Below are 22217 nucleotides of genomic sequence, written 5' to 3'. Positions count from 1 at the left end.
TGTCTGTGTTGTTTAATGGGTTAAAAAGAGAAGCCGCTCTGCACGGCTGCTGAGAGCGAATTTTTTTGATCACTGATGACGGTTAGATCCAGAACCGCCCCAAAAAGGCTAAGACCAGCACCAAGAGTAAACATCTGTACAGGGTTGCTGCTGTCCGCGCTGTTGTGCAGATAGCCTAAACGCAGTTTTGCGATCGTATAAAAACGCAGTTCTGTGCCGAGGGAGAAAAAACGACTGGAGTTTTCAAATGCAATCGGGTCGTTATTGCTCAGGTCGTAATCAGCGGTAACAGTGTAAAAACGGCCTTCATAAGCAACGCCAATACGCGCTTTGGGTGTGCTGCGAATACGCTCACCTTCGGCGGTGGTGTAGCGCTGACTGATTAAATCACGAATGCTCAAACCGGCACGAAATTGCGAACCCATTTGATAGGCAAGGCCGAGGTCGAGGGAGATAAACTCTTGTTTATTTTGGCTGCTGTCGGTGTTGATGAAATCCAGATTGCTGGTATTCACACTGGTTGCTAAGGTTGAACTGGAAAAGGGAGTGACAGAGACCAGCTTAGGGTTAATGCCAACAGAAAAACGATTTTTATTATTGTGGAAACGTTTTGCCAGAGTGAATCCTAGTTCTTGACTGTCCAGTCCTATGACGTTTAATTTAGTATCCAGATAGGTCACTAGATCGGTGGCACTGGTTTTGATACTGGCACCGATATGGCGGCTGTAATTCAGCGCCAGTGAATATGATTTTTCTTTAAAGACTGCCACTGTGCCGAGTTGAACTTCAGCAAAAAAAGGGTTATTGAGCATCTGTTTGGCAATTTCGGTGCGTTGCACACTGTTGCTGGGAGCGGCTTGATAGTTTTTCAGGTCGTCAATGACACCGTGTTGATCGGCAATATTGATTGCTAGGGTTGGTAGGGTGATGTGAAATTTTTTCTTATTACTCTCTTGTAGAGCGAGCATGGCGGGATTATAAAAAGCCGCTGCGCTGAGATTGGCGGCAGCCACACCGGCATTACCCATCGCTATGGTGCGGGCATCGTAACTGCCGAAGGGGGTGCAAAATGCGTCGATTGGCAAAAGGAAAACAAGTGCGAAAGCCGACTGAATGAAGAGAGGGGCTGAGTTTGATTTTTTCAAGGTCATGGCTGCTCCAAATCTCGCAAAGAATTTAATTCATTTTTTGGGCTGTGGAAAATATCACGTTCTTCATTGTAAATTGTTCCCACCATAGCAAATGCACCCATAATACTATGAAACACATTGTGGTGGGAATGCTCATATTTTTTATGCGTTAGGGTTTTTTCCAGACCTCTGCTGTCACGAAACCGTTTTGACATCCAGACTAAAAAAGGGATCTTTTTTTGCACATCCGGCGCAATAGAATAAGGGGTTCCATGCAGATAGAGGCCGTACTCACCCAAAGATTCGCCGTGATCGGAGAGGTAGAGCATAACGGTTGACGTGTTATTGAGTCCTTCTAGCAGTTGAATCAGGCGGGCTAGAAAATGGTCTGTATACAATAGGGTGTTGTCGTAGGCGTTGATGAGTTCTTGTTGACTGCATTGGCTGAGTTCCACAGATTTACAACTGGGTTTAAAAACCTCAAATTGCTCGGGGTATTCCAAGTAATAGGAGGGGCCGTGACTGCCTTTTTGGTGCAAAACAACAAACACCTTTTTTTTGCTGGAGGATAAAATCTGTTGTTTCAGACCACTTAAAAGCACTTCATCGTAATTACAGCCGATTCCTTGACAGATTTTTTTTAGTTCTTGTCTTTTCTGATAGTGGGCGACGTGTATGGGGGGCTCTCCCCAATTGCGTGTGCGCCATGTGACATCAACCCCCATTCTTTGTAGATAACTGGGTAAGGGTTCATCGGAATCAGGACTGTCTTTGTGCGATAGAATGCAGCGTAAAGAAGCGGTGGTGTAGGTGGAGCAGGAGGTGGCGTTTGGTAAAACAGTAAGGTCTTGTCGTTTTGAGAGCAAAGGGTTCGTGGCTCTGTTGTAACCGTATAAAGAAAAATTTTGCGCCCGAGCGGTCTCGCCGATGACCAGTACCACAACGGTTTTTTCATCATTGCTAAAGTGAGCAGAGGGCAATAAATGCTGCTCATCCAAAGAGTCAAGGTGTAAATTTTGAATGCGTATCGTGTTGATGAGATAAGACCACGGTACTATTTTACTGCCCAATATCTTGGAATTTTTGTCCAACCAGAGCCAGCTACTGGAGTTCAAGTAGATCAAGACAAGCGCGATTAATAGAAAGGTGAGGTTGTGTATAAGCAAGCGGAGGCGGCTTTTTTTGATGATTTGAACTTTGAACAGCAGTAGGGCAGGCAGTAGACCGAAAACAAAAACATAGACCAGCATTTTAGGGTGTAGGTAAGCGAGTGCTTCTGTGCTTTGGGTATTCAGCACATTGCTCATCATGGTTTTATCCAATATGACCTGATAGGTGAGCATAAAGTAGAGGGCAAGGGCGTTGACAATGGCGACCAAACCACAGAACACCTTGGCTAAGGTAAATGAAACAAGAGTCAGGAGTGAGATCGCAAGGACGGTAGCGAGGGAGGCAATCAATACGACAGTAAAAAATGTCCAAAACCCATTGCTGGAAAAAAAGTTGAGGTCGGAGAGAATAAAGGTATAGAGGGGCCAATGATAAAGCACCAAATTTATCACGGTGATGGCCAGCACAAATTGGCTGGCGCTGAGTTGCCACTTTAGACGCTGTATTTTTTGTAGAGTGCTGCGGTAAAACACGGTAGAAAATCTGTTCATGGATGTTTTTTGGAAGATGAAAATAGGTGTGCATGTAGGCCAAACAGATGCGCGGATACGAACAACGCTGAGAGAGCCGCTGGCCAGATGATCAGTACGCTTTCCTGCATTAGGCGAAATGAGTGAAACAATAAGGCCAAAGCCCATAGTAACATAATGAAGGCTAAAATAGGCTGTTTGGGCGCACACAGCCACTGCCACCTTGTCTGTTTTTGAACCAACAGTGCGCCGCTAACCCCTGAAATAATACCCAAAGCTGCCCCAACCAGAAGATCTAACGGCCAGTGTGCGCCAACAGCCACTCTTGATAAGGAGAGAAAAAGTGCGAGACTGAGGGCGCTGATTAGAGCTGTGGTTTGAAAACGTTTGGGGAGTTGTGGCAGTAAAATAACGCTAACAGCGGTGATCACGGCAAACAGGGTGAGGGTGTGACCTGACGGTAAGCTGGTGGATGAACTTAAAGTGGGTCCAACGATATTAAAAAGTGTGTGATCTAAAACGGCGGCAGGCCTAGGCATGGCGGCCAACAGTTTTCCGATCCACGATAAAAAGGCCGCCAGCGGTACGGCGGCAAAAATGGCTGCCCACGCTTGAGGTCGCCAAATAATTAAACAAGAGAACAGCGGCAGCAGAACAAAGGCATCACCGAGTTGAGTCAAATTGAACCAAAGGTTCGACTGAGTGGATAAAAGGTGATTTAGATTGAGAAAGGTCTCGACCTGTAGATGCCAGTAATCCGCTTGATCAAGTTGATCTAGGTGTAGGGCAAAAAGAAAGAGAATGAACGACAGTAAAATCAAAAGAGATATGGAGAGCAGAAACAAAAGGGAAGTGTTGTTTTCCAGTTTGGAGGCAGAGTTTTCTTTGGCGCGAAGTAAAGTCATTGTTTTTCTCAGTGGTGAGGTGAGTGTCAAACGAATAGGAGCGTTTGTGTGGGTGCAATGTTATTTGGATAAACGCTCATTAACAGTGAATGTCAGTCGATGTATTGGGGGTTGGCATTGGAGTGTATTGTGTTGTGTTGTGTTGTGTTGTGTTGCTTGAGTGCTTTTATGTTCGGTAATGTATTTTTGTCTGAGAAAAATACGTTCGTTGTTGTTCATATTATGCATCTAAATGGTTATCATGGTGCGGTATGATAAAGAAAATGCAAAAATAGTTCACTTTTTTGGTGAAATACAATTGCAAACAGATTATAGAGACCTATAATTCAGGTTACTTTTTTGTGATTAGGAGTGTATGAACATGGCTGAAACAGATAAGGTCAGCGCAGCTGACGAAACAACCCCAGTAGTTAAAAAAAGACGCGGTCGTCCCCCCGGTAAGAAAAATGCAACCACTAAGGCGGCCACACCCGCTGCTGAACCGAAAAGACGCGGTCGTCCCCCCAGTAAGAAAAACGCAACCACCGCAGTTGCGACACCGGCTGCTGAACCGAAAAGACGCGGTCGTCCCCCCGGTAAGAAAAACGCAACCACCGCAGTTGCGACACCGGCTGCTGAACCGAAAAGACGCGGTCGTCCCCCCGGTAAGAAAAACGCAACCACCGCAGTTGCGACACCGGCTGCTGAACCGAAAAGACGTGGCCGTCCCCCCGGTAAGAAAAACGCAACTACCGCAGTGGCTACTACCAAAGCAACAACGGTTACTGTGGGGCCTAACAGATTCAAGCTACAGGCTGCTGAGCTAAAAATTGAAGTAAAAGAGCTACAGTCTGAGTTGAGAGCGGTTTTGAAACGTGAAAAAGCTTTGCTGAAGATGGGTGAAGCGAAAGAAGCAGCGATCAGCCGTTTTGCAAAAAAATGGGAAAAGGCGGAGATGGCAAAAATTACTGCCACGCCCGCTAAGCGTAAGAGCCGTACTAAAAAGTAAGTTCAGCTGAGGGTAAGCTGATGATAAAAAGCGGCCTTGGTGGCCGCTTTTTTGTGGGGGAGTGAATGTGTCACTGTCATTTAAAGAGCGTCAAGAGAGCGTGATCGCTGCTTTTATTGGGCATATCAAAGCTGAGCGTACGTTAAGCCAAAATACGTTGTTGGCCTATGCTGCTGACTTGCGTGGTTTGGCGCGCTGGTTGGAGAAAAGACCCTGTGAGCTGGTGGCTGTTCAACGTGAAGATCTACAAAATTATCTGGCGGAGCGTAAACAGCAGCAAAACCGCGCCAGCAGTGCGGCACGTTTGTTGTCAACGTTACGTCGTTTTTATCGTTATCAATTTGCCCAAGGGGGGTTGCTTGAAGAGCCGAGTGCGCTGTTGCAAAGCGTCAAATTGGGTTTAACGTTGCCGGTGCATTTGACCGAGGCTGAGGTTGAATCGCTCTTGTTGGCTCCTGATCCAAAGACGTTATTGGGGGCGCGAGATTTAGCCATGTTGGAGCTGTTGTACGCTTGTGGTTTGCGTGTTTCAGAACTGATTGCTCTGCGTTTGTCACAATTGGATTTTCAGCAAGGGGTGGTCTTAATCGAAAGCCTTGATGGTAAAAAACGGCTTTTGCCCATGGGCGAACAGGCCATAGAGAAGGTGCAGTGTTACTTGCAACAAGGTCGTGAGGCGTTATTGACGGGTTTTGATGACTCTATGGATGTTTTATTTGTCACACGGCGGGGTAAGGGCATGACGCGACAAGCGTTTTGGTATTTGATAAAACGGTATGCAAAACAGACGGGCATTACAAAATCACTCTCTCCACACACCTTGCGCCATGCGTTTGCCACCCATTTGATTAATCACGGTGCTGACTTGCGAACTGTGCAGCTGTTATTGGGTCACAGTACCCTGACGACGACCCAGATGTATCGTCACATCGCTGGGGAGCGTCTGAAGCGTTTACACGCACAGCATCACCCGCGTGCTTAGAGGTAGGCAATGGCCTTGTTGCTGTGTTGTATTTAATCCGAAATTTAAGAGGAATAAAGTCTTATGATGCAATCTATAGTGATCGCTATTTTACTGTTGTTGGCATTTTCATCAACCGCTGCGTACGCTTAAGCAATAACCTGTTGTAACAACTTCGATGCACCAACGACATGTGTTGGTGTGTCGTATTTCGTGTAATGAATTTGTAGAGAATAAAAATATTATGAAGTCGTCCATATTGACCGCTGTTTTGCTGTTATCCACTGTTTTGTCGTTGGCACAGGCTCAACCGCCGGAGTCGTTGGAGCCAGAGGCTGAAGGAGTGGCGTTGTTGCGTGCTGCCTTGATGAAAAAAATGCCAAATTTGCCGGTAAAAAGCATTGCCGAAACACCAGTGAAAGGCATTTATGAGGTGCTGTACGGTTCGCAAGTGGCCTACCTTAGTCAAGATGCCCGCTACATGTTTGATGGCGATTTGGTGGATTTGCACTCCAGTGAAAATTTAACCGAGGTGCGTCGTTCTGAAGGGCGATTGGCAGCATTGGAGGCGGTAGGAGAGGATCGTATGTTGGTGTTTTCCCCCAAAGAGAGCCAACATACGATCACCGTTTTTACCGATGTGGACTGCGGTTACTGTCGTAAGCTGCACAAAGAAATTGCTGAGTTGAATAAGGCTGGGGTGAAGGTGCGTTATCTGCTCTATTCCCGTGCCGGTGTTGGTTCAGACAGTTATAACACCATGGTCAGTGCGTGGTGCGCCGATGACCCCAAAGCGGCGTTAACCACGGCAAAATTGGGCGGTAAAATCGAAGCTCGTCAGTGTGATAATCCCGTTAAGCAGCACATGGCGGTGGGTCGTGCATTGGGTTTGCGGGGTACACCGATGATTATTTTAGACGATGGATCCCTGATCGCAGGCTACCAACCGGCAGCACAATTGATTGCCACCTTAAACAAAAAGTGATTGTGATCGCGTCTTTTTTCGCAGAGCCGTTTATACTGCCGTCTCTTTAACGGCTAAGTTGACCTTCTTTATGCAGCGTTTTGTGTTGCCGGTACGGGTTTATTACGAAGACACCGATGCGGGAGGCGTGGTTTATCACGCTAATTACGTGCGTTTTATGGAGCGAGCACGTACTGAATATCTGCGTCAACTGGGTTTTGAGCAGTGTGATCTGATGCAGCGCGGAGTGGTGTTTGCGGTTCGTTCTATGCAGCTTGATTTTTTAAAGCCCGCTAAGCTGGATGACCTTCTGAAAGTGGACGTTGAGATTCAGCGTTTGCAGCGGGTCAGCGTGACGTTTCTACAAACGGTGTCGGCAGCTCAGAATGACGACCTTTTTTGTCGGGCTGAGGTAAAAGTCGTTTGCATCGCACATAAGGCGTTTCGTCCTAGCCCCATTCCCGAACCTTTAATGGAGGCTTTTCGTCGGTGAACGCAGATCTTTCTTTTTTCCATCTGGTGAGTGGTGCCAGTTTTTTGGTGCAACTGGTGATGTTGCTGTTGTTGCTGGCCTCGATTTTTTCTTGGGCGTTGATTTACCGCAAGTGGCAGCAGTTAAAACAAGACAAGGAGCAACTTGAACGCTTTGAAGATCGCTTCTGGTCTGGGGGTGAGCTCTCCTCACTGTATAAAGATCTCGCGCCTCGGCGTGAAAATTTGCACGGTTTGGAGCGTATTTTTGAAGCGGGTTTTTCAGAGTTTGCCCGTTTGCGCCAACAAACGCACGACCCAGATCAGACCTTGGCTGGGGCGATGCGGGCGATGCGGGTGGTGCTGTCACGGGAGACAGATCGGGTCGAAGCGCATCTGTCGTTTTTGGCCACGGTGGGTTCCATTAGCCCTTATGTCGGTCTGTTTGGTACAGTTTGGGGCATTATGAATTCGTTTCGAGCCTTGGGGGTGGTGCAGCAAGCGACTTTGGCGATGGTCGCACCTGGCATTGCAGAGGCGCTGATTGCCACCGCGATGGGGTTGTTTGCCGCCATTCCTGCGGTGGTGGCCTACAACCGTTTTGTTACCGAGAGCGATCGTTTGCTTAACGATTACGATAATTTTATCGAAGAGTTTGCCACTTTGCTGCACCGTCAAAGTCTCAGTGTCGCGCACGAGAACAACGCATAAATGGCGCGTTCGCGAGACAAGCGCCGCAAGCCGATGGCAGAGATCAATGTGGTGCCTTATATTGATGTGATGCTGGTTTTACTGGTGATTTTTATGATCACCGCGCCGCTGTTGCAAAGTGGTGTTGAGGTAAGCTTGCCACAAGCGACGGCCAATGTGATGCCAGAAACGAAAACCGAACCGCTGTTGTTGACCGTCAGTTTGGATGGTTCTCTGTATTTGAACATTGCGCAAAAACCAAAGCAGGTGTTGACGGAAGAACAGGTTTTGGCCTTGGTTGAGAAGGCGTTGAGATTGCAGCCGAAGCGTCAGGTCTTGGTGCGAGGGGATAAAAACGTCGCTTACGGTTTGGTGGTGCGTGCCATGGTTCTCTTGCAGCAGGGTGGTGCGCAGCAGGTGGGATTGGTGACCGAAGCGGCGGAGCCGTAATCGTCATGTTAAAAGAGCTGTTGAAAAAATCATCATCGTTGCTGATCTCTCTCTTTGTTCATCTGTTTGTGTTGTTTCTATTGTGGTTTTTTTCTGCTGGCAGTCCGACCCCCAAGCCAAAGGTCAGTGCTGAGATTAAACCAGTGCAGGCGATTGCCGTTGATGCGCAGCAGCTGGATCAGGCTTTGGCGCAGTTGCAGCAACAAGAACGTCGAGCAGTGGAGCAAAAGCGGCTGCGTCAGGAAAAAATAGTACAGCAACGCAAGCAGGTAGCTGAACGCAAAGCTAAGGAGCTAAAACAGCGTCAAGCGGAACAGCGGCGTAAAGAGCAGGTTAAAAAAGAGGTGGAGCAGCAGCGTAAGGCTGCGTTGGCGAAAAAACAGGCAGAAAAAGAGCGCCAAGCGGAGTTGAAGCGTCAGGCGCTATTAAAGAAAAAAACGGCAGAGAAGCGTAAAATCGCCGCAGAAAAGAGACGCCAAGCGGAGCGGGTGCGTAAAGCAGAGGCGGATAAACAGAAACGGCTGGAATTAGCGCGTCAAGAGAAGTCCCAACGTGAGGCAGAGGCCAAGCGTCAAGCGGCTTCTGCGCAGCAGGCGCGACGTAATCGTCTGTTATTGCAGTACATGCGTGATATTCAGCAGCGGGTGGTGCGTAATTGGGTGCCGCCCAGCAGTGGCAGTGCCGGTATGAGTTGTGAGGTTAGCGTGGTGCAGCTCTCCAGTGGTACTATTATTGATTTTCAGGTGGCCAATTGTCGTGGCGATGCGGCGTTTCGGCGTTCTGTTGAGTCGGCTATGGGGCGTTTAATGGCCTTGCCGCCCGCGCCAGAACGGTCGTTGTTTGAGCGTGAAGTTAAATTTAAGTTTAAAGGTTAATTGAAGGTGTGTTGTTTGAATATGCGTGTTTTAAGCCGAGTGTGGATATTGAGCCTGTTGCTGTGCGGTAATGCGTGGGCGGTATTGGAAATTGATATTACCCAAGGGGTGCAAGGGTTGCCGATTGCGGTTAATCCATTTGCTTGGCAGGGTGATGGCGAAGTTCCCATGGATTTGGCTAAAATCGTTGATGCCAATCTGGCGCGCAGCGGTCAATTTTCACCGCTGCACCGTGAGGACATGCTCTCTCAACCCGGTTCGATTTTTGAGGTTCGATTCGCCGATTGGCGTGCCTTGGGCATGAATTATCTGTTGATCGGTAAGCTGCGTTTTATGCCGGATTCGAATCGCTATCAAGTGGAGTTTCGCCTCTACGATGTAGAGCAGAGTCAGCAGCTTGAAGGACGGCTTTTTTCCAATATTCAAGCCTCGCAACTGCGGCGTGTGGCACACAACATCAGTGATTTGGTGTACGAAAAAATCACGGGGATGCCGGGGGCGTTTAATACCTTGGTCTGTTTTATCTCTGCGGAAGGCAGCGCGAAAAATCGTCGCTTTAAATTGCATGTGGCGGATTCCGATGGTTATGGAGCGAAGACCATTCTCAGCTCGAAAGAGCCGTTGATGTCTCCGGCTTGGTCGCCCGATGGTCGTCAATTGGCCTATGTCTCCTTTGAAAAAGCCAAAGCAGCGGTTTATGTGCAGCAGATTAACAGCGGTGAGCGTCAGCAGGTGGCGGCGTTTAAGGGCATTAACGGTGCGCCCTCTTGGTCACCCGATGGTAAAAAACTGGCGTTAACCCTCTCTTATAAGGGCAACCCTGATGTGTATTTGTTGGATTTGCAGAGTAAAAAATTGCAGCAGTTGACCGGTAACAGCGCCATTGATACCGAACCGGTGTGGACTCCCGACGGTAAGTCCATTATTTTTACCTCGGATCGCAGTGGCGGTCCGCAGTTGTATGAAATTGCGGTAACGGGCGGACGGGCGAAACGTTTGACCTTTGAGGGAAATTACAACAGCAGTGCGGCGGTCTCTTTTGATGGGCGGCATATTGCCCTGTTGCATCGTCAGCAGGGCAAGTATCAAATTGCGGTGCTGGAGCGTAAAAGCGGTTTTTTGCGTATTTTGACTGATGGCTCATTGGACGAGTCGCCCAGTTTTTCGCCTAACGGTGGCATGATTTTATACGCTTCAAATTATCGGGGGCGGGGTACGTTGGGGGCGGTATCTCTGGATGGCCGGATGAAACAGCGCTTGAGCCTGTCGGGTAACGATGTGCGTGAACCGGCTTGGTCACCCTATTTAAAATAAGGAATATGAACATGAGAGAGATGATTAAAGCGACTCTGCTGTTGTTGCTGTTATCGACCTTGCTGGCGTGCGGCAAAAAAAATGTTAAATCCGATGTAAGTGAGCCACTGCAACCACAGACGAGCGGGCCTGATAGCGGTCAAGCTTTGGAAGACAACAGTCCGTTGGGTGCGGCAGTGATTGCCCCGTTGGTGACGGGGGGCTGTTTGCCTCCTTGTGAGCTGTCGCGTTCCGCTTTGGATGATCCTGACAGTGTATTGCAGCAGCGGCTGATCTATTTTGAATTTGATCGGGCGGCGATAGCGGAAGAATTTATGCAAGTATTGCGAGTGCATGGGCGTTTTCTAGCCGGTTATCCTGACATTAAAGTCCGTTTGGACGGTCATGCTGATGAGCGTGGTTCGCGAGAGTATAATATCGCTTTGGCGGAACGACGTGCACAGTCGGTGCGTAAAGTGTTGTTGCTTGAGGGTGTGAACAGCCGTCAATTGCAGGTTTTGAGTTACGGTGAAGAGATGCCACAAGCGGGCGCGCATAATGAAACCGCGTGGCAACAAAATCGTCGGGTCGAGTTGGTTTATAAAAAACCTTAACAGTGAGTTGAAGGCAGTTGTCATGAGACAGATAATTATTTGGCCCATCCTGTGGTGTACTTTTTTTTCACCGTCATTGATGGCAGAACAGAAAATAAAACCGTTGACCTTTGAAGAACGTTTGGCGCGTCTGGAGCGTTTGTTAGAGAGTCGTGTCTTGGTAGAACTAAACCAAGATGTGGATCTGTTAAAAAGTGAGCTGCGTACCTTGCGCGGTGAGCTGGAAAAACAGGATCATGTTTTACAGTCCATGCGCAAACGCCAGCGTGAACTTTATCAGGACAGTGATCGTCGTCTGCGTGATCTGGAATTGGGTGCGCCATCACCGCCTTTAGCTGCGGTGGTTGATGCTGGAGAAGGTGCGTCAGTGGCTGAGCTGGGGGGGCGCTCGGCGACGGCGTTGGGTTCGGCTAGCGCCACGGTGTTGCAACCGGTGGCGGCTGCTGAAACAAAAACAGCTCTGTTGCCTGAGTTGCAGCGTAAGCAAAAAAGTGACTACGAAGATGCTTTTGAGCAGTTAAAAAACGGTCGTTATGAGAGTGCGATTGAAGCCTTTCAGAGCTTTTTGAGCCGCTACCCAACGGGGCCCTATGCGGACAATGCGGAGTATTGGTTGGGTGAAACCAATTATGTGATTCGTCATTTTTCAGCAGCGTTGGAGCATTTTAACGCGGTGATTAATAATTATCCCGACAGCTCAAAGGTAGCGGATGCCCGTCTGAAAGTAGCCTACACCTATTATGAAATGAAAGAGATGTCTGAGGCAGAAAAGTGGTTGCGTCAACTGATCGAAGATGCCCCAACGCCGTCGGTGGTGCGTTTGGCCGAACAGCGTCTGTTGATGATTCGTGAGTCGGGGCATTAAATTTCTGCGGTTATGAAACATCGCCTCACTTTTTCTGAGTGAGGCTTACTTTTTTTATTGAGCACTTCCTGAATGTCTAAAGCAAATAATCGTGTTAAACCTGCACGTCTGAAAATCAGTGAACTTTTTTTATCTTTGCAAGGAGAGGCGCGCAGTGCGGGGTTACCAACGGTGTTTGTTCGCCTGACCGGCTGCCCTTTGCGTTGCACGTATTGCGATACAGAATACGCTTTTACAGGTGGTGAGTGGTATGGACTGGAGGCGTTGTTGGAAAACGTGCTCTCTTATGGTGTGAAGCAGGTGTGCGTCACGGGCGGTGAACCACTGTCGCAAGCCAATTGTTTGCCTTTTTTACGGAGTTTAGCTGACCACGGTTTGTTGGTGTCCTTGGAGACCAGTGGTGCATTGGACATCAGCAAGGTGGATGCTCGCATCAGTCGAGTAATGGATCTGAAAACACCGGCATCGGGTGAAGAGTCAAAAAATCGCTATGAGAACATTGAGTTTTTGACCCAACACGATCAGCTTAAATTTGTTCTTTGTGATGAAACGGATTATCTGTGGGCAAAAAAAACAAGTGGAAAAATACGGTTTGGATCAGCGCTGTGAGGTACTTTTTTCGCCTTCGGCGGAGCAACTGTCGGCCACCGAGTTGGCCGATTGGATTGTGCGTGATCGTCTTAATGTGCGTTTTCAGATTCAGCTGCACAAATACCTTTGGGGTGACATCGCGGGGGTTTAAAACAGCTCGATCTCGCCTGGGGTCATGTTTTTTTGCGCCACAGGGTTGTTGGTGAGTTTGGAAAAATTTTGTTTTAGAGTGCAGCTCAAATTTTTAAAACGGGCCAATCGTTCTGCTTCGCTTTGTGGAAAGGGGTCATTTTTTTGCGGCTTGATGCAGTCGTTGTAGGCTGTTTAGTGCGGTTTCCATCTGCTGTGATCGTTTGACCATGTGTTCGGTTAGTTGCAGGATGACGTCTTCCGATTGCAGTGAAGTGACGCTGTTGAGGATGTGTTGTTGAATCTCTTCACCGAGTTGAGAGAGATTGTGCGAATAGGCAGATATTTCTTGATTAAATTGGCTGGTTTTATTCCACATGCTGTGTACGTCCAGTTGTGCCTTTTTGATGATGGTGATGTCCGTTTGGTTGAGCTCTTTCAGCAGTGAACGAATCGTATTGATGTTGCTGTGTATGCCCTTGACGGTGCTGTTGATTTGATAAAATTTATGTTTAAACACCTCTTCGGTGAGAGGGATTTCAGAGCTGTCGTGATGCAGTAGTTGTTGGATTGCATTGAATTTTAGTGTGACCTGATCAATTTGCTTTTGCAGCGTATTGTTGTTTTTTTGCAGATGAATGATGGTGTCAATAAAACTCTCAACGATCACTTCGGTCTGATGAGGAAAGGTGTTGATGTCGCTGTTATTTTCCACCGTACTGCCGGTATCGACAATAATGGCGCGTAGGTTGTTAACCAGCTTTTGTAAAATATCTTGTTGATTTTTATTGTTATTATCCAGACTTGACACACTGCCGGTTAAGTTATCGCTGGCGCTGCTGACAATGCTTTGCACCTGTTGCAGTTCATCTTTAAAAAAAGCGCATTGATTGGCAATCTCCTCAAGCGCGGTATGAACTACGCTGTTGTGTTCATTGTCTCCCTTTGAGTTAGGGCGCTGTCTGTCGGCTTTGAATTGCAGATGAACATTGAACATCAGCAGCACAATGGAAATCAGCAGCAAAGCATGGGAGACAAACAGGTGGCCAAAGTAGGCATCGGTTAGCGCGTACAGCAGTAAAAAGGCGGTGGCGGTGACAATTAACCAAGGATTAGCAAATAGTTTCATGATTTTAACTCATTAATGATCGGGTTTTAGGGAGCAGGTTATATCTGTTGTTAGCGACGACTTATCACGGCTCTTAAGGATAATATGGTTTAAAAATTGATGGGTCTGGGGCGTATGATTGAATAATGATGCGCTGTTTTTTTGCATCTTTGTGGAGGCTTAGCTGATGAAAAAAATAGGGTTGGATCACTATCCAGAAGGGGTACCCAATGAGATCGAATCTGATGTTTATGACTCCTTGGGGCATTTTTTAGCAATAAACTGTCAGTTGTATGAAGACAAACCTGCCTTTAGCAATTTTGGTGCGTTGCTTAGTTATCGACAGTTGGATCAACGGAGTCGTGCGTTTGCGGCTTATCTGCAACAGGATCTGCAGCTGAAAAAGGGCGATAGGCTGGCGCTGATGATGCCCAATTTATTGCAATACCCTGTGGCGATGTTTGCCGCTTTGCGCATCGGTTTGGTGGTGACCAACATCAACCCGCTTTACACCTCACGTGAACTGCAACATCAACTGCACGATTCTGGTGCCAAAGCCATTGTGATCTTGGCTAATTTTGCCCATGTTTTGCAGCCAGTGTTGGAACAAACTCGCATTGAACACATTATTTTGACGCAGGTGGGGGATTTGTTGCCGGTTATTAAAGGCTCGGTGGTGAATTTTGTTTTGCGTTGGATTAAACGTGCTGTACCTGCGTTTCAATTGCCTCGTGAGCAGATTGTGACCTTTAAAACGGTGCTTTCTCGGGGCGAAAAACAGGCGTTGAGTCCAGTAAACGTTGATGCAGAGGATATGGCTTTTTTGCAATACACTGGCGGTACCACGGGAGTGGCTAAGGGTGCGGTGTTGAGCCATCGAAATATGTTGGCCAACATTGAACAGGTTTCTGCTTGGTTAAAGCCGGTGATAAAAGAGGGGCAAGAAGTTGTGATTACCGCTTTGCCGCTCTACCACATTTTCTGTTTAAGCTGTAATTGCCTGACCTTTATGAAGCAGGGTGCATTGATGGTGTTGATTACCAACCCTAGAGACATTCCGGCGTTTATAAAAGAGCTGTCTCGCTGGCCTTTTAGCGTGATTTCAGGGGTTAATACCCTCTTCAATGCTCTGATGAATCACCCTGACTTTGCCAAATTGAATTTTTCAGCTTTGAAGTTGAGTGTGGCCGGTGGCACAGCGTTGCAAAAATCGGTGGCTGAACGTTGGCAGTGCCTGACTGGGCAGACGATGGTGGAGGGTTACGGTTTAACGGAGTGTTCACCGGTGGTCTGTGTTAACCCTGTTTCGGTTGATCATTTTACCGCTTCGATTGGCCTGCCTCTGCCCTCCACTGAGATTTCCATTCGTAATGATGCGGGTGAGGTTTTACCACAAGGTGAGGCGGGAGAACTCTGCATTCGTGGTCCGCAGGTAATGTCGGCGTATTGGCAACGGCCAGATGAGAGTGAGAAAGTGTTGCGTGACGGTTGGCTCTATTCGGGTGATGTGGCGTGTGTGGATGAACAGGGTTTTGTGCGCATTGTGGACCGGAAAAAAGATCTGATTATTGTTTCGGGATTTAATGTCTACCCAAATGAAATCGAATCGGTGCTGGTAGAGTGTGATGGCGTTGATGAAGCCGCCTGTATTGGGGTGTTAGACCCTAAAAGTGGTGAGGCGGTAAAGGTATTTGTGGTACTGAAACAAGGGAAAATCGTTGAAAAAGAGCGATTAATTGAACACTGCAAACGTAATTTAACTGCGTATAAAGTGCCGCATTTAATCGAATTTCGGCGTGAATTGCCGAAAAATAACGTGGGTAAAATTTTGCGCCGAGCGTTGCGCGATTGATAATAATCAATCGCCTCTATTGTCCTTCGTACAGTAGGGCTATGAGATCTCTATCACATATTTTTAGGTTGTGTTTATTCTGTAAAAACTATTAAGTATTGGCTAAGAAATAAGGATTATTCTGCGCCTCTTTGCTGCTGCCATGTTGGTGATGGAGCAAAATATTTAAAATTGTTTTTAGCGTTAGGACGGTTATGTTTTTTACTTTTGGGCGTATCAGCCTGCTGTTGTTATCTTTCTCTTTTTTACCGGTTTTTGCCGATCATAAGGCCAATAAACACGATGTTGTCGTACCTTTGTTGCGTTCACAGGCGTTGAGCTTGCCGCAGGTAGTGGGTGCAGCGTTGAGCCGTACGCCAGAAGCGCAACTGTTGCAGGCGGAGTCGCAGGCATTATTGGCCGCTCAAAAATACAGCACGTCGTGGTTATCCGATAACGTTCGAATGGCTGTGAAGCATCAAAATGATCTGTTATTGCAGGATCAAGGTTTGGAAGAGTGGGAGCTGGGATTGACGCTGCCTCTCAAGCGCTTTGGAAGCCAAACCGCAACAGAGAGTGTCTTGCGTTTTGAAGCGCAATTGCTGACACACAAAAAAGCGGCGTTGCATTTGCGTCTTTCGGGGCTGGTTCGAGAGAGCCTGTGGGGGTTGATCATCAGTCACAACGATTACGTTTTGGTCAATGCGGCATGGCAGACGGCGAAGCAGTTGCAGATTGATGTGAAAAAGCGGGTGGATCTGGGGGAGTTGGCATACCGAGATCTTCTGTTAGCGCAAGAGGAGAGCTTGGCGCGCCAAGGAGAGTTGTTTCATGCGCTGGAGAAAGTCAAACACGCGCAATACCATTATCAATCTTTGACCGGCTTGGAGCAGATTCCCGCTGAATTTCAAGAGCCAGTGAATCGCTTGGCGCAGCCATTAATGCAGCATGTTGAGTTGCTTTTGTTGGCAGCAAAAAAGGGGCGAGCAGAGGCGCAAGCCATGCTGGAACGCCTTGTGGCAAAGGGTGAACCTGAGTTGCAATTCAATCTGCGCCAAGAGCGTTTCAATCGTCAAGATGAAGCGGTTCAGAGTGTCGGTTTGGGTCTGACGATGCCCCTGGGCGGCGGTACTCGCGCAGCTAAAGCGGAGGCACAAGGTCGATTGTTCATCGCACAATCACAGCGTCAACTGGCTGACAAAAGACGTTCGCTGCACAAAGCACTGCATCACGCTGAACACGCTTTGGAGGTCAGTCGTGAGGCCTTGGCGGTGGCTCAACAGCGTCACGATCTGCTGCAAAAAAACGTGCGCCTAACAACATCGGCTTTTCAGGCGGGTGAGGTGGACTTGGTGGAGTTGTTACGGGTTAAGGCGCGTGCGTTTAGCGTCGAACGAAATTTACATTTGCATCAATTACAATTGCAACGGGAAATTTCCCGTTTGAATCAAGCTGCGGGAGCATCGTTATGAAACGAATTTTAGGATTAGTGCTGTTGATGAGCGCAGCCTTTGTACACGTAAATGCCTCTGAGGCTGATCACATTGACGTGCAACCACAGCAATTTTTGGCGTTGGGGGTAACGTTACAGCAGCCGGTGGTGGTGGATGTGACGTTGGGCGCACGTCATCCAGGTCAGATGGTGATCCCTCCGGCGCAAGTGCGTATTGTCAGTGCACCGCAAGCGGGTCTGTTGCAAGCGTTGCTGGTGGCGGAGGGGGAGATGGTCGTTGAAGGAGCGCCGTTGGCGCGTCTGGAAAGCCCAGAATTGATGGTATTGCAGCGCGATTATTTACAGACCGTGACGCAGTTGGCTCTGGCCTTGAGTGACAAACGGCGTGATCAAAAGCTCTACAAAGAGGGGGTGATTGCGAAACGTCGTCTGTTGCAAAAGCAGAGTCGTTACTCAGAGTTGCAAGCGGTTGAAGATGAAGGTCGGCAGGCGCTGATGTTGTCTGGGATGAAAATGGATGAAATTGATGTTTTAAAAAGCAGCCGCAAGCTTTCCAGTCAGTTGGTGATTCGTGCGCCTGCCGATGGGGTGGTGATGAAGCGTTTGTTGACACCCGGTGAACAGCTTGACCGTATGACACCGATTTACCGTTTGGCGAAACTAGAGCCGTTGTGGCTGGAGATGTATCTGCCTTTGACCCAGTTGAAAGGCGTGCGTGTGGGTGCGGTGGTGCAATTGGTGGAACCTGAAGTGCAGGCGCGGTTGATTTTGATCGGTCGAGAGGTGAACCCAAATAATCAAACGGTGATGTTGCGAGCGGAAGTGACTAAGGGGGTTGAGCAGTTGCGTCCAGGGCAATTTGTTGAGGCGCGCTTGGCGCTGGAGGCGCAGGCCTCTCAGTTTGAGGTGAGCAGTTCGGCGCTGTTGCGTCGTGATGGACAGGTGTATCTGATGGTGCGGGATGCTTCGGGGTTTGTGGTGCGTTCGGTGGCCGTGGTGAGTCAGCAGGAGGACAGAGCTTTGGTCAGTGCGCGGCTGAACAGCAGCGATCTGTTCGCAGTCACTGGGGTTTCGGCTCTGAAAGCGATTTGGTTGGGTTTGGGAGGGGGTGAATAAATGCTCTCCAGAGTGGTGCAGTTTGCCTTAACCCAACGCCTGTTGATGATGTTGTTGGTGTTGCTGTTGGTGGGTGTGGGCATTGGCGCGGTGAAAAACATCCCCATTGATGCCTTTCCCGATGTCTCTTCGACTCAGGTAAAAATCATTATCAAAGCGCCTGGCATGACCCCAGAAGAGGTGGAGGCGCGTATTACCGCTCCGATTGAAGTGGAGATGTTGGGCATCCCGCAGCAGACCATGTTGCGCTCGGTGGCCAAATACGCTTTGACGGACATTACGGTGGATTTTGAGGACAGCACGGATATTTATTGGGCACGTCAGCAAGTGGCTGAACGTCTGAGCGGTATTTGGGCTGATTTACCGCAGGACATCAGCGGTGGTATTGCGCCGTTGACCACCCCACTGGGTGAGATGTTCATGTTCACCGTGGAGGGCGACACTCTCACCTTGCAAGAAAAACGTTCGTTGCTGGATTGGGTGATTCGCCCCGCATTGCGCGGGGTGCCAGGGGTGGCGGATGTCAACTCGTTGGGAGGTTTGGTACGCAGCTTTGAGGTGGTGCCCGATAACGCGCAAATGGCGGCTCGTGGGGTCAGTTATGCTCTGTTGATGGAGGCGTTGAAAAACAACAACCGCAACGACGGTGCTGGTCGTCTTAACGAAGGTGAAGAGGTGCTGTTGGTGCGCAGCGAGGGCAGCATTCGTTCCTTGCAGGATGTGGCTGACATCGTGGTGAAGCAGGACGGTTTGGTGACGGTTAAGGTCAGTGATGTAGCCAAGGTGCAATTGGGTTCCATGACCCGTTACGGTGGTGTGACCCGTAACGGTGAGGGTGAAGCTGTGGAAGGGCTGGTGTTGGGTCTGCGCGGTGCCAATGCCAATGAAGTGGTGAAAGGCGTTCGCCTGAAACTGGAGGAGTTGCAATCCTCGTTACCGGAAGGCATTCACACCGATATTTTTTATGATCGTGGTGATCTGGTGTCACGGGCGGTCAATACGGTTTCGAAAGCGTTGACGGAAGCGATTGTTTTGGTGGTGATTTTGTTGCTGCTCTTTTTGGGTGACGCGCGCGCCTCTTTGGTGGTGGCGCTCTCCTTGCCTTTGGCGGCGTTGGCAACGTTTATTTTGATGTCTCAGTTTGGTTTGACTGCCAATTTAATGAGCTTGGGTGGTCTGGCCATTGCCATCGGTATGCTGGTGGATGCCTCGGTGGTGGTGGTGGAGAACATCATGGTCTATTTGTCGGACGATGAAAAACGCAAAAAACTGCCTCGTCTGCATCTGATTTATCGCGCGGTGCGTGAGGTGGCGGTGCCCGTCACCTCTGGCATCATTATTATTATGCTGGTCTTTTTGCCCTTGCTGACCTTGCAAGGGCTGGAAGGCAAACTGTTTATCCCTGTGGCGTTGACCATTGTGTTTGCTTTGGGTGCTTCTTTGGTGTTGTCGTTGACGGTGATTCCGGTGTTGAGTGCGTTTTTAATGACCAAAGTGACGCACACTGAGCCGTGGTTGGTGCGGGGTTTAAATCGCATGTATGCCCCTTCATTGCAATGGGCATTGCAGAACAGCAAGGTGGTGATCGGCAGTGCGTTGCTGGGGCTGGTGGCCACGGCTTTGGCTTACGGTCAGATCGGCAAAACCTTTATGCCGACGATGGACGAAGGCAGCATTATTTTGCAGTTGGAAAAACTGCCCTCCATCAGCTTGGAAGAGTCGATGGCAATGGATCTGCGGGTGGAAAAACGTTTGATGTCGGTGCATGAGGTGGAAGGAGTGGTGGCGCGCACCGGCTCCGATGAGATTGGTATGGATCCGATGGGGTTGAATCAGACCGACACGTTTTTGATGCTGCGCCCCGAAGATGAATGGCAGGTTGAAAATAAAGCAGCGTTGATCGAAAAGCTGCGCTTGGTGATGGAGGGTTTTCCTGGGGTTTCCTTTGGTTTTACCCAGCCCATTGAGATGCGGGTGTCGGAGATGTTGACCGGTGTGCGCGGTGATGTGGCGGTGAAGTTGTTTGGTGACGATCTGGATAAGCTCAATCTGGCCGCGCAGCAGATCGCCGATGTGCTGCGCGGTCTGCGCGGTTCGGAAGATGTTTTTTACACCGAAAACGACGGTGTGCAATACCTGAAAGTGGCTCTGAATCGTGCCGCTATTGGCCGTTTGGGTCTCTCTGTTGAAGCCGTTGAAGCGATTTTGCGGGTTCAGCTGGAAGGCACAGTGATCGGTACGATCCATGAATCGGCGCGGCGCACCGCCTTGGTGTTGCGCGGCGATGACAAGGTGCGTCAATCCGCCTCGGAGTTTAAAAACCTGCTGCTGACCTTGGAGGACGGTCGTAATGTGCCGCTTTCTTTGGTGGCGGACATCAGTCGCGTAGAGGGGCCGGTACAGGTCAATCGTGAGCAAGGGGCACGGTTGGTGGTGGTGGCGGCCAATGTGCGAGGTCGTGATCTGGTGGGGTTTGTGGAGGAGGCGAAGCAAGCGGTGCAGCAGCAAGTGCAATTGCCCAGTGGTTACCAGTTGGCTTGGGGTGGGCAGTTTGAGAATCAACAGCGTGCGGCAACCCGTTTGAGTTTGGTGGTGCCGGTGGCGATTGGTTTGATCTTTTTGCTGCTTTTTTCCACCTTTGGTTCGGCACGGCAGGCGGCTTTGGTATTGACCAATATTCCGTTTGCCATGATTGGCGGCGTGTTTGCGCTCTGGTTTTCCGGTGAATACATGTCGGTACCGGCTTCCGTGGGTTTTATCGCCCTGTTGGGGATTGCGGTTTTGAACGGCGTGGTGATGCTGACCTACTTTAATCAGTTGTTGGCGCATGGGGTACCGATGGCAGAGGTGGTTTTAGAGGGAGCGAAACGGCGTTTACGACCGGTGTTAATGACCGCCACCATTGCGGCTTTTGGGCTGGTACCGTTGCTGTTTGCCACCGGTCCTGGGTCTGAAATTCAAAAGCCGTTGGCGGTGGTGGTGATCGGTGGTTTGGTGACCTCTACGTTATTGACGCTCTATCTGTTGCCGATTTTGTACCGTCGTTTTGGAATTGAAAAGGGAAAAGCGTATGTCTGAGTCTTGTTTGATGACCTTGGTCTCCAGCCCTGAGGTGGAAGAGAGTTTGTTGGATTGGCTTTTGGGGCGTGTTGAGGTGAGCGGTTTTTCCAGCCATAAAATTGATGGTCACAGCAGAGATCACATGCATTTGAGCTTGGCCGAGCAGGTCAGTGGTCGTCGTCGACAGGTGATGTTTCATATCCAGTTGAACTACGCTGTTGCAGAAACGCTGTTGCAGGAGTTGAAAGAGAGTTTTCCTGGGATGGGAGTTCACTATTGGTTAACGCCGGTGATGGCGGCGGGGCGTATCGAGTAAATTTCGTTACCCGTGCGATAAGCAGAGCCTATTGCACGGATGGTTGTTTTATTGCGGTTCGTTGCGCTTTGCTTCCAGAGTGAACCAAAAGGCTAAGACCATAAAAAACATCGCGTAGAAAAACTCCTTAAATTCATCTAATGGGTAAACGAGTATCGGATCCCCGTAGACACCGGTGATTTTAAAAGCGATGTAGTTGAGCACAAACAGGCCGCCGATCCAGATCGGAGCGATGGGAATGCCTGCGTAGCGATAAAACGTTCGCATCGGCTTAATGTAACGATGGGTGAGCGGAATAATGACGGTGGTGATCAGGCAAAACAGGGCAAACAGCCGGTTCATGCTCAGCATCAAGCTGAGGAACGATTTTTTCTCGCCTGCGGCGTCTTCATCGTAAAAAGCCCAGATGTTATGTAGGTTGGTCTCTTTTTGTGCGTTCATCTCCTTGAAATTTTCCGGTGTTTCCCAGCCAAAAATGCGTTGTCCCCAGCTTAGTTCTTCACCAAAACAGACAAAGAAAAACAGCGCCAGTAAGACAAAGTAGACGTTGCGCTGGGTTTTTTTGCCAAAAAATTGATTCTCGGTTTGTTTGGAGCGTATGTAGAGGTAGGTGAAGGTGACAAAGGTGGTGAACAGAAACAGGGCGCTCATGTATTCGATGGGATGGTCTTCATCACCCAAGACGACAATGTAATTAGGGTCGGCTTGATAGATAAAAATATAGGTAAGAATGACCCCGATGGCCAAGAGTCCTTTGATAAGCATGG

General features: G+C 49.0%; 20 protein-coding genes and 1 pseudogene. 16 read left to right on the top strand and 5 right to left on the bottom strand.

The window, feature by feature from the left end:
- Positions 1-20: 20 nt before the first annotated feature.
- From traF to Q9O24_11195, 3 genes are all read right to left on the bottom strand, one after another.
- A complete protein-coding gene (traF, locus tag Q9O24_11205; GenBank protein MDQ7075692.1) occupies positions 21-1085 on the bottom strand; it encodes a conjugal transfer protein TraF in 1065 nt (354 codons plus the stop codon).
- Between the two features lie 62 nt (positions 1086-1147).
- Complete coding sequence (gene eptA / locus Q9O24_11200; protein MDQ7075691.1) at positions 1148-2791, bottom strand: phosphoethanolamine--lipid A transferase EptA; 1644 nt, start codon at positions 2789-2791, stop codon at positions 1148-1150.
- Complete coding sequence (locus Q9O24_11195; GenBank protein ID MDQ7075690.1) at positions 2788-3675, bottom strand: phosphatase PAP2 family protein; 888 nt, start codon at positions 3673-3675, stop codon at positions 2788-2790. Before Q9O24_11195 ends, eptA begins: the two co-directional genes overlap by 4 nt.
- A 361-nt stretch (positions 3676-4036) precedes the next feature.
- On the opposite strand from Q9O24_11195, the gene Q9O24_11190 reads away from it, so the two are divergent.
- The 11 genes and pseudogenes from Q9O24_11190 to queE all read left to right on the top strand — a co-directional run bounded on the left by Q9O24_11190 (position 4037) and on the right by queE (position 12588).
- Positions 4037-4663, top strand: a complete 627-nt coding sequence (locus Q9O24_11190; protein MDQ7075689.1) for a hypothetical protein — start codon at positions 4037-4039, stop codon at positions 4661-4663.
- A 67-nt stretch (positions 4664-4730) separates the two neighbouring features.
- Complete coding sequence (gene xerD / locus Q9O24_11185; GenBank protein ID MDQ7075688.1) at positions 4731-5645, top strand: site-specific tyrosine recombinase XerD; 915 nt, start codon at positions 4731-4733, stop codon at positions 5643-5645.
- 223 nt (positions 5646-5868) lie between these two features.
- A complete protein-coding gene (locus Q9O24_11180; GenBank protein MDQ7075687.1) occupies positions 5869-6609 on the top strand; it encodes a DsbC family protein in 741 nt (246 codons plus the stop codon).
- Between the two features lie 70 nt (positions 6610-6679).
- Positions 6680-7081, top strand: a complete 402-nt coding sequence (ybgC, locus tag Q9O24_11175; GenBank protein ID MDQ7075686.1) for a tol-pal system-associated acyl-CoA thioesterase — start codon at positions 6680-6682, stop codon at positions 7079-7081.
- Positions 7078-7770, top strand: coding sequence for a protein TolQ (gene tolQ / locus Q9O24_11170; protein MDQ7075685.1), 693 nt, complete (start codon positions 7078-7080; stop codon positions 7768-7770). The genes ybgC and tolQ overlap by 4 nt, the downstream gene beginning before the upstream one ends.
- On the top strand, positions 7771-8199 hold the full coding sequence (gene tolR, locus Q9O24_11165; protein MDQ7075684.1) for a protein TolR: 429 nt from the start codon (positions 7771-7773) through the stop codon (positions 8197-8199).
- Between the two features lie 5 nt (positions 8200-8204).
- Positions 8205-9074, top strand: a complete 870-nt coding sequence (tolA, locus tag Q9O24_11160) for a cell envelope integrity protein TolA (GenBank protein MDQ7075683.1) — start codon at positions 8205-8207, stop codon at positions 9072-9074.
- 21 nt (positions 9075-9095) lie between these two features.
- The gene (tolB, locus tag Q9O24_11155) at positions 9096-10388 is read left to right on the top strand and encodes a Tol-Pal system beta propeller repeat protein TolB (GenBank protein MDQ7075682.1); all 1293 of its coding nucleotides are present in this window, start codon (positions 9096-9098) and stop codon (positions 10386-10388) included.
- An 11-nt stretch (positions 10389-10399) separates the two neighbouring features.
- On the top strand, positions 10400-10981 hold the full coding sequence (gene pal, locus Q9O24_11150) for a peptidoglycan-associated lipoprotein Pal (protein MDQ7075681.1): 582 nt from the start codon (positions 10400-10402) through the stop codon (positions 10979-10981).
- Positions 10982-11003: 22 nt separating this feature from the next.
- Positions 11004-11846, top strand: coding sequence for a tol-pal system protein YbgF (ybgF, locus tag Q9O24_11145; protein MDQ7075680.1), 843 nt, complete (start codon positions 11004-11006; stop codon positions 11844-11846).
- 72 nt (positions 11847-11918) lie between these two features.
- Positions 11919-12588, top strand: a pseudogene (queE, locus tag Q9O24_11140) (7-carboxy-7-deazaguanine synthase QueE).
- Between the two features lie 135 nt (positions 12589-12723).
- On the opposite strand, the gene Q9O24_11135 reads toward queE, so the two are convergent.
- Entirely contained in the window at positions 12724-13695 is a 972-nt protein-coding gene (locus Q9O24_11135; GenBank protein ID MDQ7075679.1) for a hypothetical protein, read from the bottom strand.
- A 166-nt stretch (positions 13696-13861) separates the two neighbouring features.
- Between Q9O24_11135 and Q9O24_11130 the strand changes: the two genes are divergently transcribed.
- From Q9O24_11130 to Q9O24_11110, 5 genes are all read left to right on the top strand, one after another.
- Entirely contained in the window at positions 13862-15526 is a 1665-nt protein-coding gene (locus Q9O24_11130; protein ID MDQ7075678.1) for an AMP-binding protein, read from the top strand.
- Positions 15527-15720: 194 nt separating this feature from the next.
- Entirely contained in the window at positions 15721-16977 is a 1257-nt protein-coding gene (locus Q9O24_11125) for a TolC family protein (GenBank protein ID MDQ7075677.1), read from the top strand.
- Positions 16974-18074, top strand: coding sequence for an efflux RND transporter periplasmic adaptor subunit (locus Q9O24_11120; protein ID MDQ7075676.1), 1101 nt, complete (start codon positions 16974-16976; stop codon positions 18072-18074). Before Q9O24_11125 ends, Q9O24_11120 begins: the two co-directional genes overlap by 4 nt.
- Positions 18075-21152, top strand: coding sequence for a CusA/CzcA family heavy metal efflux RND transporter (locus Q9O24_11115; protein ID MDQ7075675.1), 3078 nt, complete (start codon positions 18075-18077; stop codon positions 21150-21152).
- Positions 21145-21450: a DUF3240 family protein gene (locus Q9O24_11110; GenBank protein MDQ7075674.1), complete on the top strand. Its 306-nt coding sequence runs from the start codon at positions 21145-21147 to the stop codon at positions 21448-21450. Before Q9O24_11115 ends, Q9O24_11110 begins: the two co-directional genes overlap by 8 nt.
- A gap of 48 nt (positions 21451-21498) precedes the next feature.
- Here Q9O24_11110 and Q9O24_11105 read toward each other — a convergent pair whose 3' ends face one another.
- On the bottom strand, positions 21499-22215 hold the full coding sequence (locus Q9O24_11105) for a hypothetical protein (protein ID MDQ7075673.1): 717 nt from the start codon (positions 22213-22215) through the stop codon (positions 21499-21501).
- Positions 22216-22217: the final 2 nt, after the last annotated feature.

The sequence above is a fragment of the Gammaproteobacteria bacterium genome, from assembly GCA_030949385.1.
Lineage (GTDB): Bacteria > Pseudomonadota > Gammaproteobacteria > JAUZRS01 > JAUZRS01 > JAUZRS01.
The sequence above is the reverse complement of the archived record's forward strand: the minus strand, read 5'-3'. Positions and strand labels throughout refer to the sequence as shown.

Excerpts from the sequence above, each read along its gene's own strand:
- ybgC (MDQ7075686.1), top strand. The coding sequence starts at position 6,680 with ATGCAGCGTTTTGTGTTGCCGGTACGGGTTTATTACGAAGACACCGAT.
- Q9O24_11115 (MDQ7075675.1), top strand. The coding sequence starts at position 18,075 with ATGCTCTCCAGAGTGGTGCAGTTTGCCTTAACCCAACGCCTGTTGATG.
- Q9O24_11135 (MDQ7075679.1), bottom strand. The coding sequence starts at position 13,695 with ATGAAACTATTTGCTAATCCTTGGTTAATTGTCACCGCCACCGCCTTT.
- Q9O24_11105 (MDQ7075673.1), bottom strand. The coding sequence starts at position 22,215 with ATGCTTATCAAAGGACTCTTGGCCATCGGGGTCATTCTTACCTATATT.
- tolB (MDQ7075682.1), top strand. The coding sequence starts at position 9,096 with ATGCGTGTTTTAAGCCGAGTGTGGATATTGAGCCTGTTGCTGTGCGGT.
- Q9O24_11180 (MDQ7075687.1), top strand. The coding sequence starts at position 5,869 with ATGAAGTCGTCCATATTGACCGCTGTTTTGCTGTTATCCACTGTTTTG.
- Q9O24_11125 (MDQ7075677.1), top strand. The coding sequence starts at position 15,721 with ATGTTTTTTACTTTTGGGCGTATCAGCCTGCTGTTGTTATCTTTCTCT.
- tolA (MDQ7075683.1), top strand. The coding sequence starts at position 8,205 with ATGTTAAAAGAGCTGTTGAAAAAATCATCATCGTTGCTGATCTCTCTC.
- tolR (MDQ7075684.1), top strand. The coding sequence starts at position 7,771 with ATGGCGCGTTCGCGAGACAAGCGCCGCAAGCCGATGGCAGAGATCAAT.
- Q9O24_11130 (MDQ7075678.1), top strand. The coding sequence starts at position 13,862 with ATGAAAAAAATAGGGTTGGATCACTATCCAGAAGGGGTACCCAATGAG.
- Q9O24_11190 (MDQ7075689.1), top strand. The coding sequence starts at position 4,037 with ATGGCTGAAACAGATAAGGTCAGCGCAGCTGACGAAACAACCCCAGTA.
- ybgF (MDQ7075680.1), top strand. The coding sequence starts at position 11,004 with ATGAGACAGATAATTATTTGGCCCATCCTGTGGTGTACTTTTTTTTCA.
- Q9O24_11110 (MDQ7075674.1), top strand. The coding sequence starts at position 21,145 with ATGTCTGAGTCTTGTTTGATGACCTTGGTCTCCAGCCCTGAGGTGGAA.
- pal (MDQ7075681.1), top strand. The coding sequence starts at position 10,400 with ATGAGAGAGATGATTAAAGCGACTCTGCTGTTGTTGCTGTTATCGACC.
- eptA (MDQ7075691.1), bottom strand. The coding sequence starts at position 2,791 with ATGAACAGATTTTCTACCGTGTTTTACCGCAGCACTCTACAAAAAATA.
- Q9O24_11120 (MDQ7075676.1), top strand. The coding sequence starts at position 16,974 with ATGAAACGAATTTTAGGATTAGTGCTGTTGATGAGCGCAGCCTTTGTA.
- Q9O24_11195 (MDQ7075690.1), bottom strand. The coding sequence starts at position 3,675 with ATGACTTTACTTCGCGCCAAAGAAAACTCTGCCTCCAAACTGGAAAAC.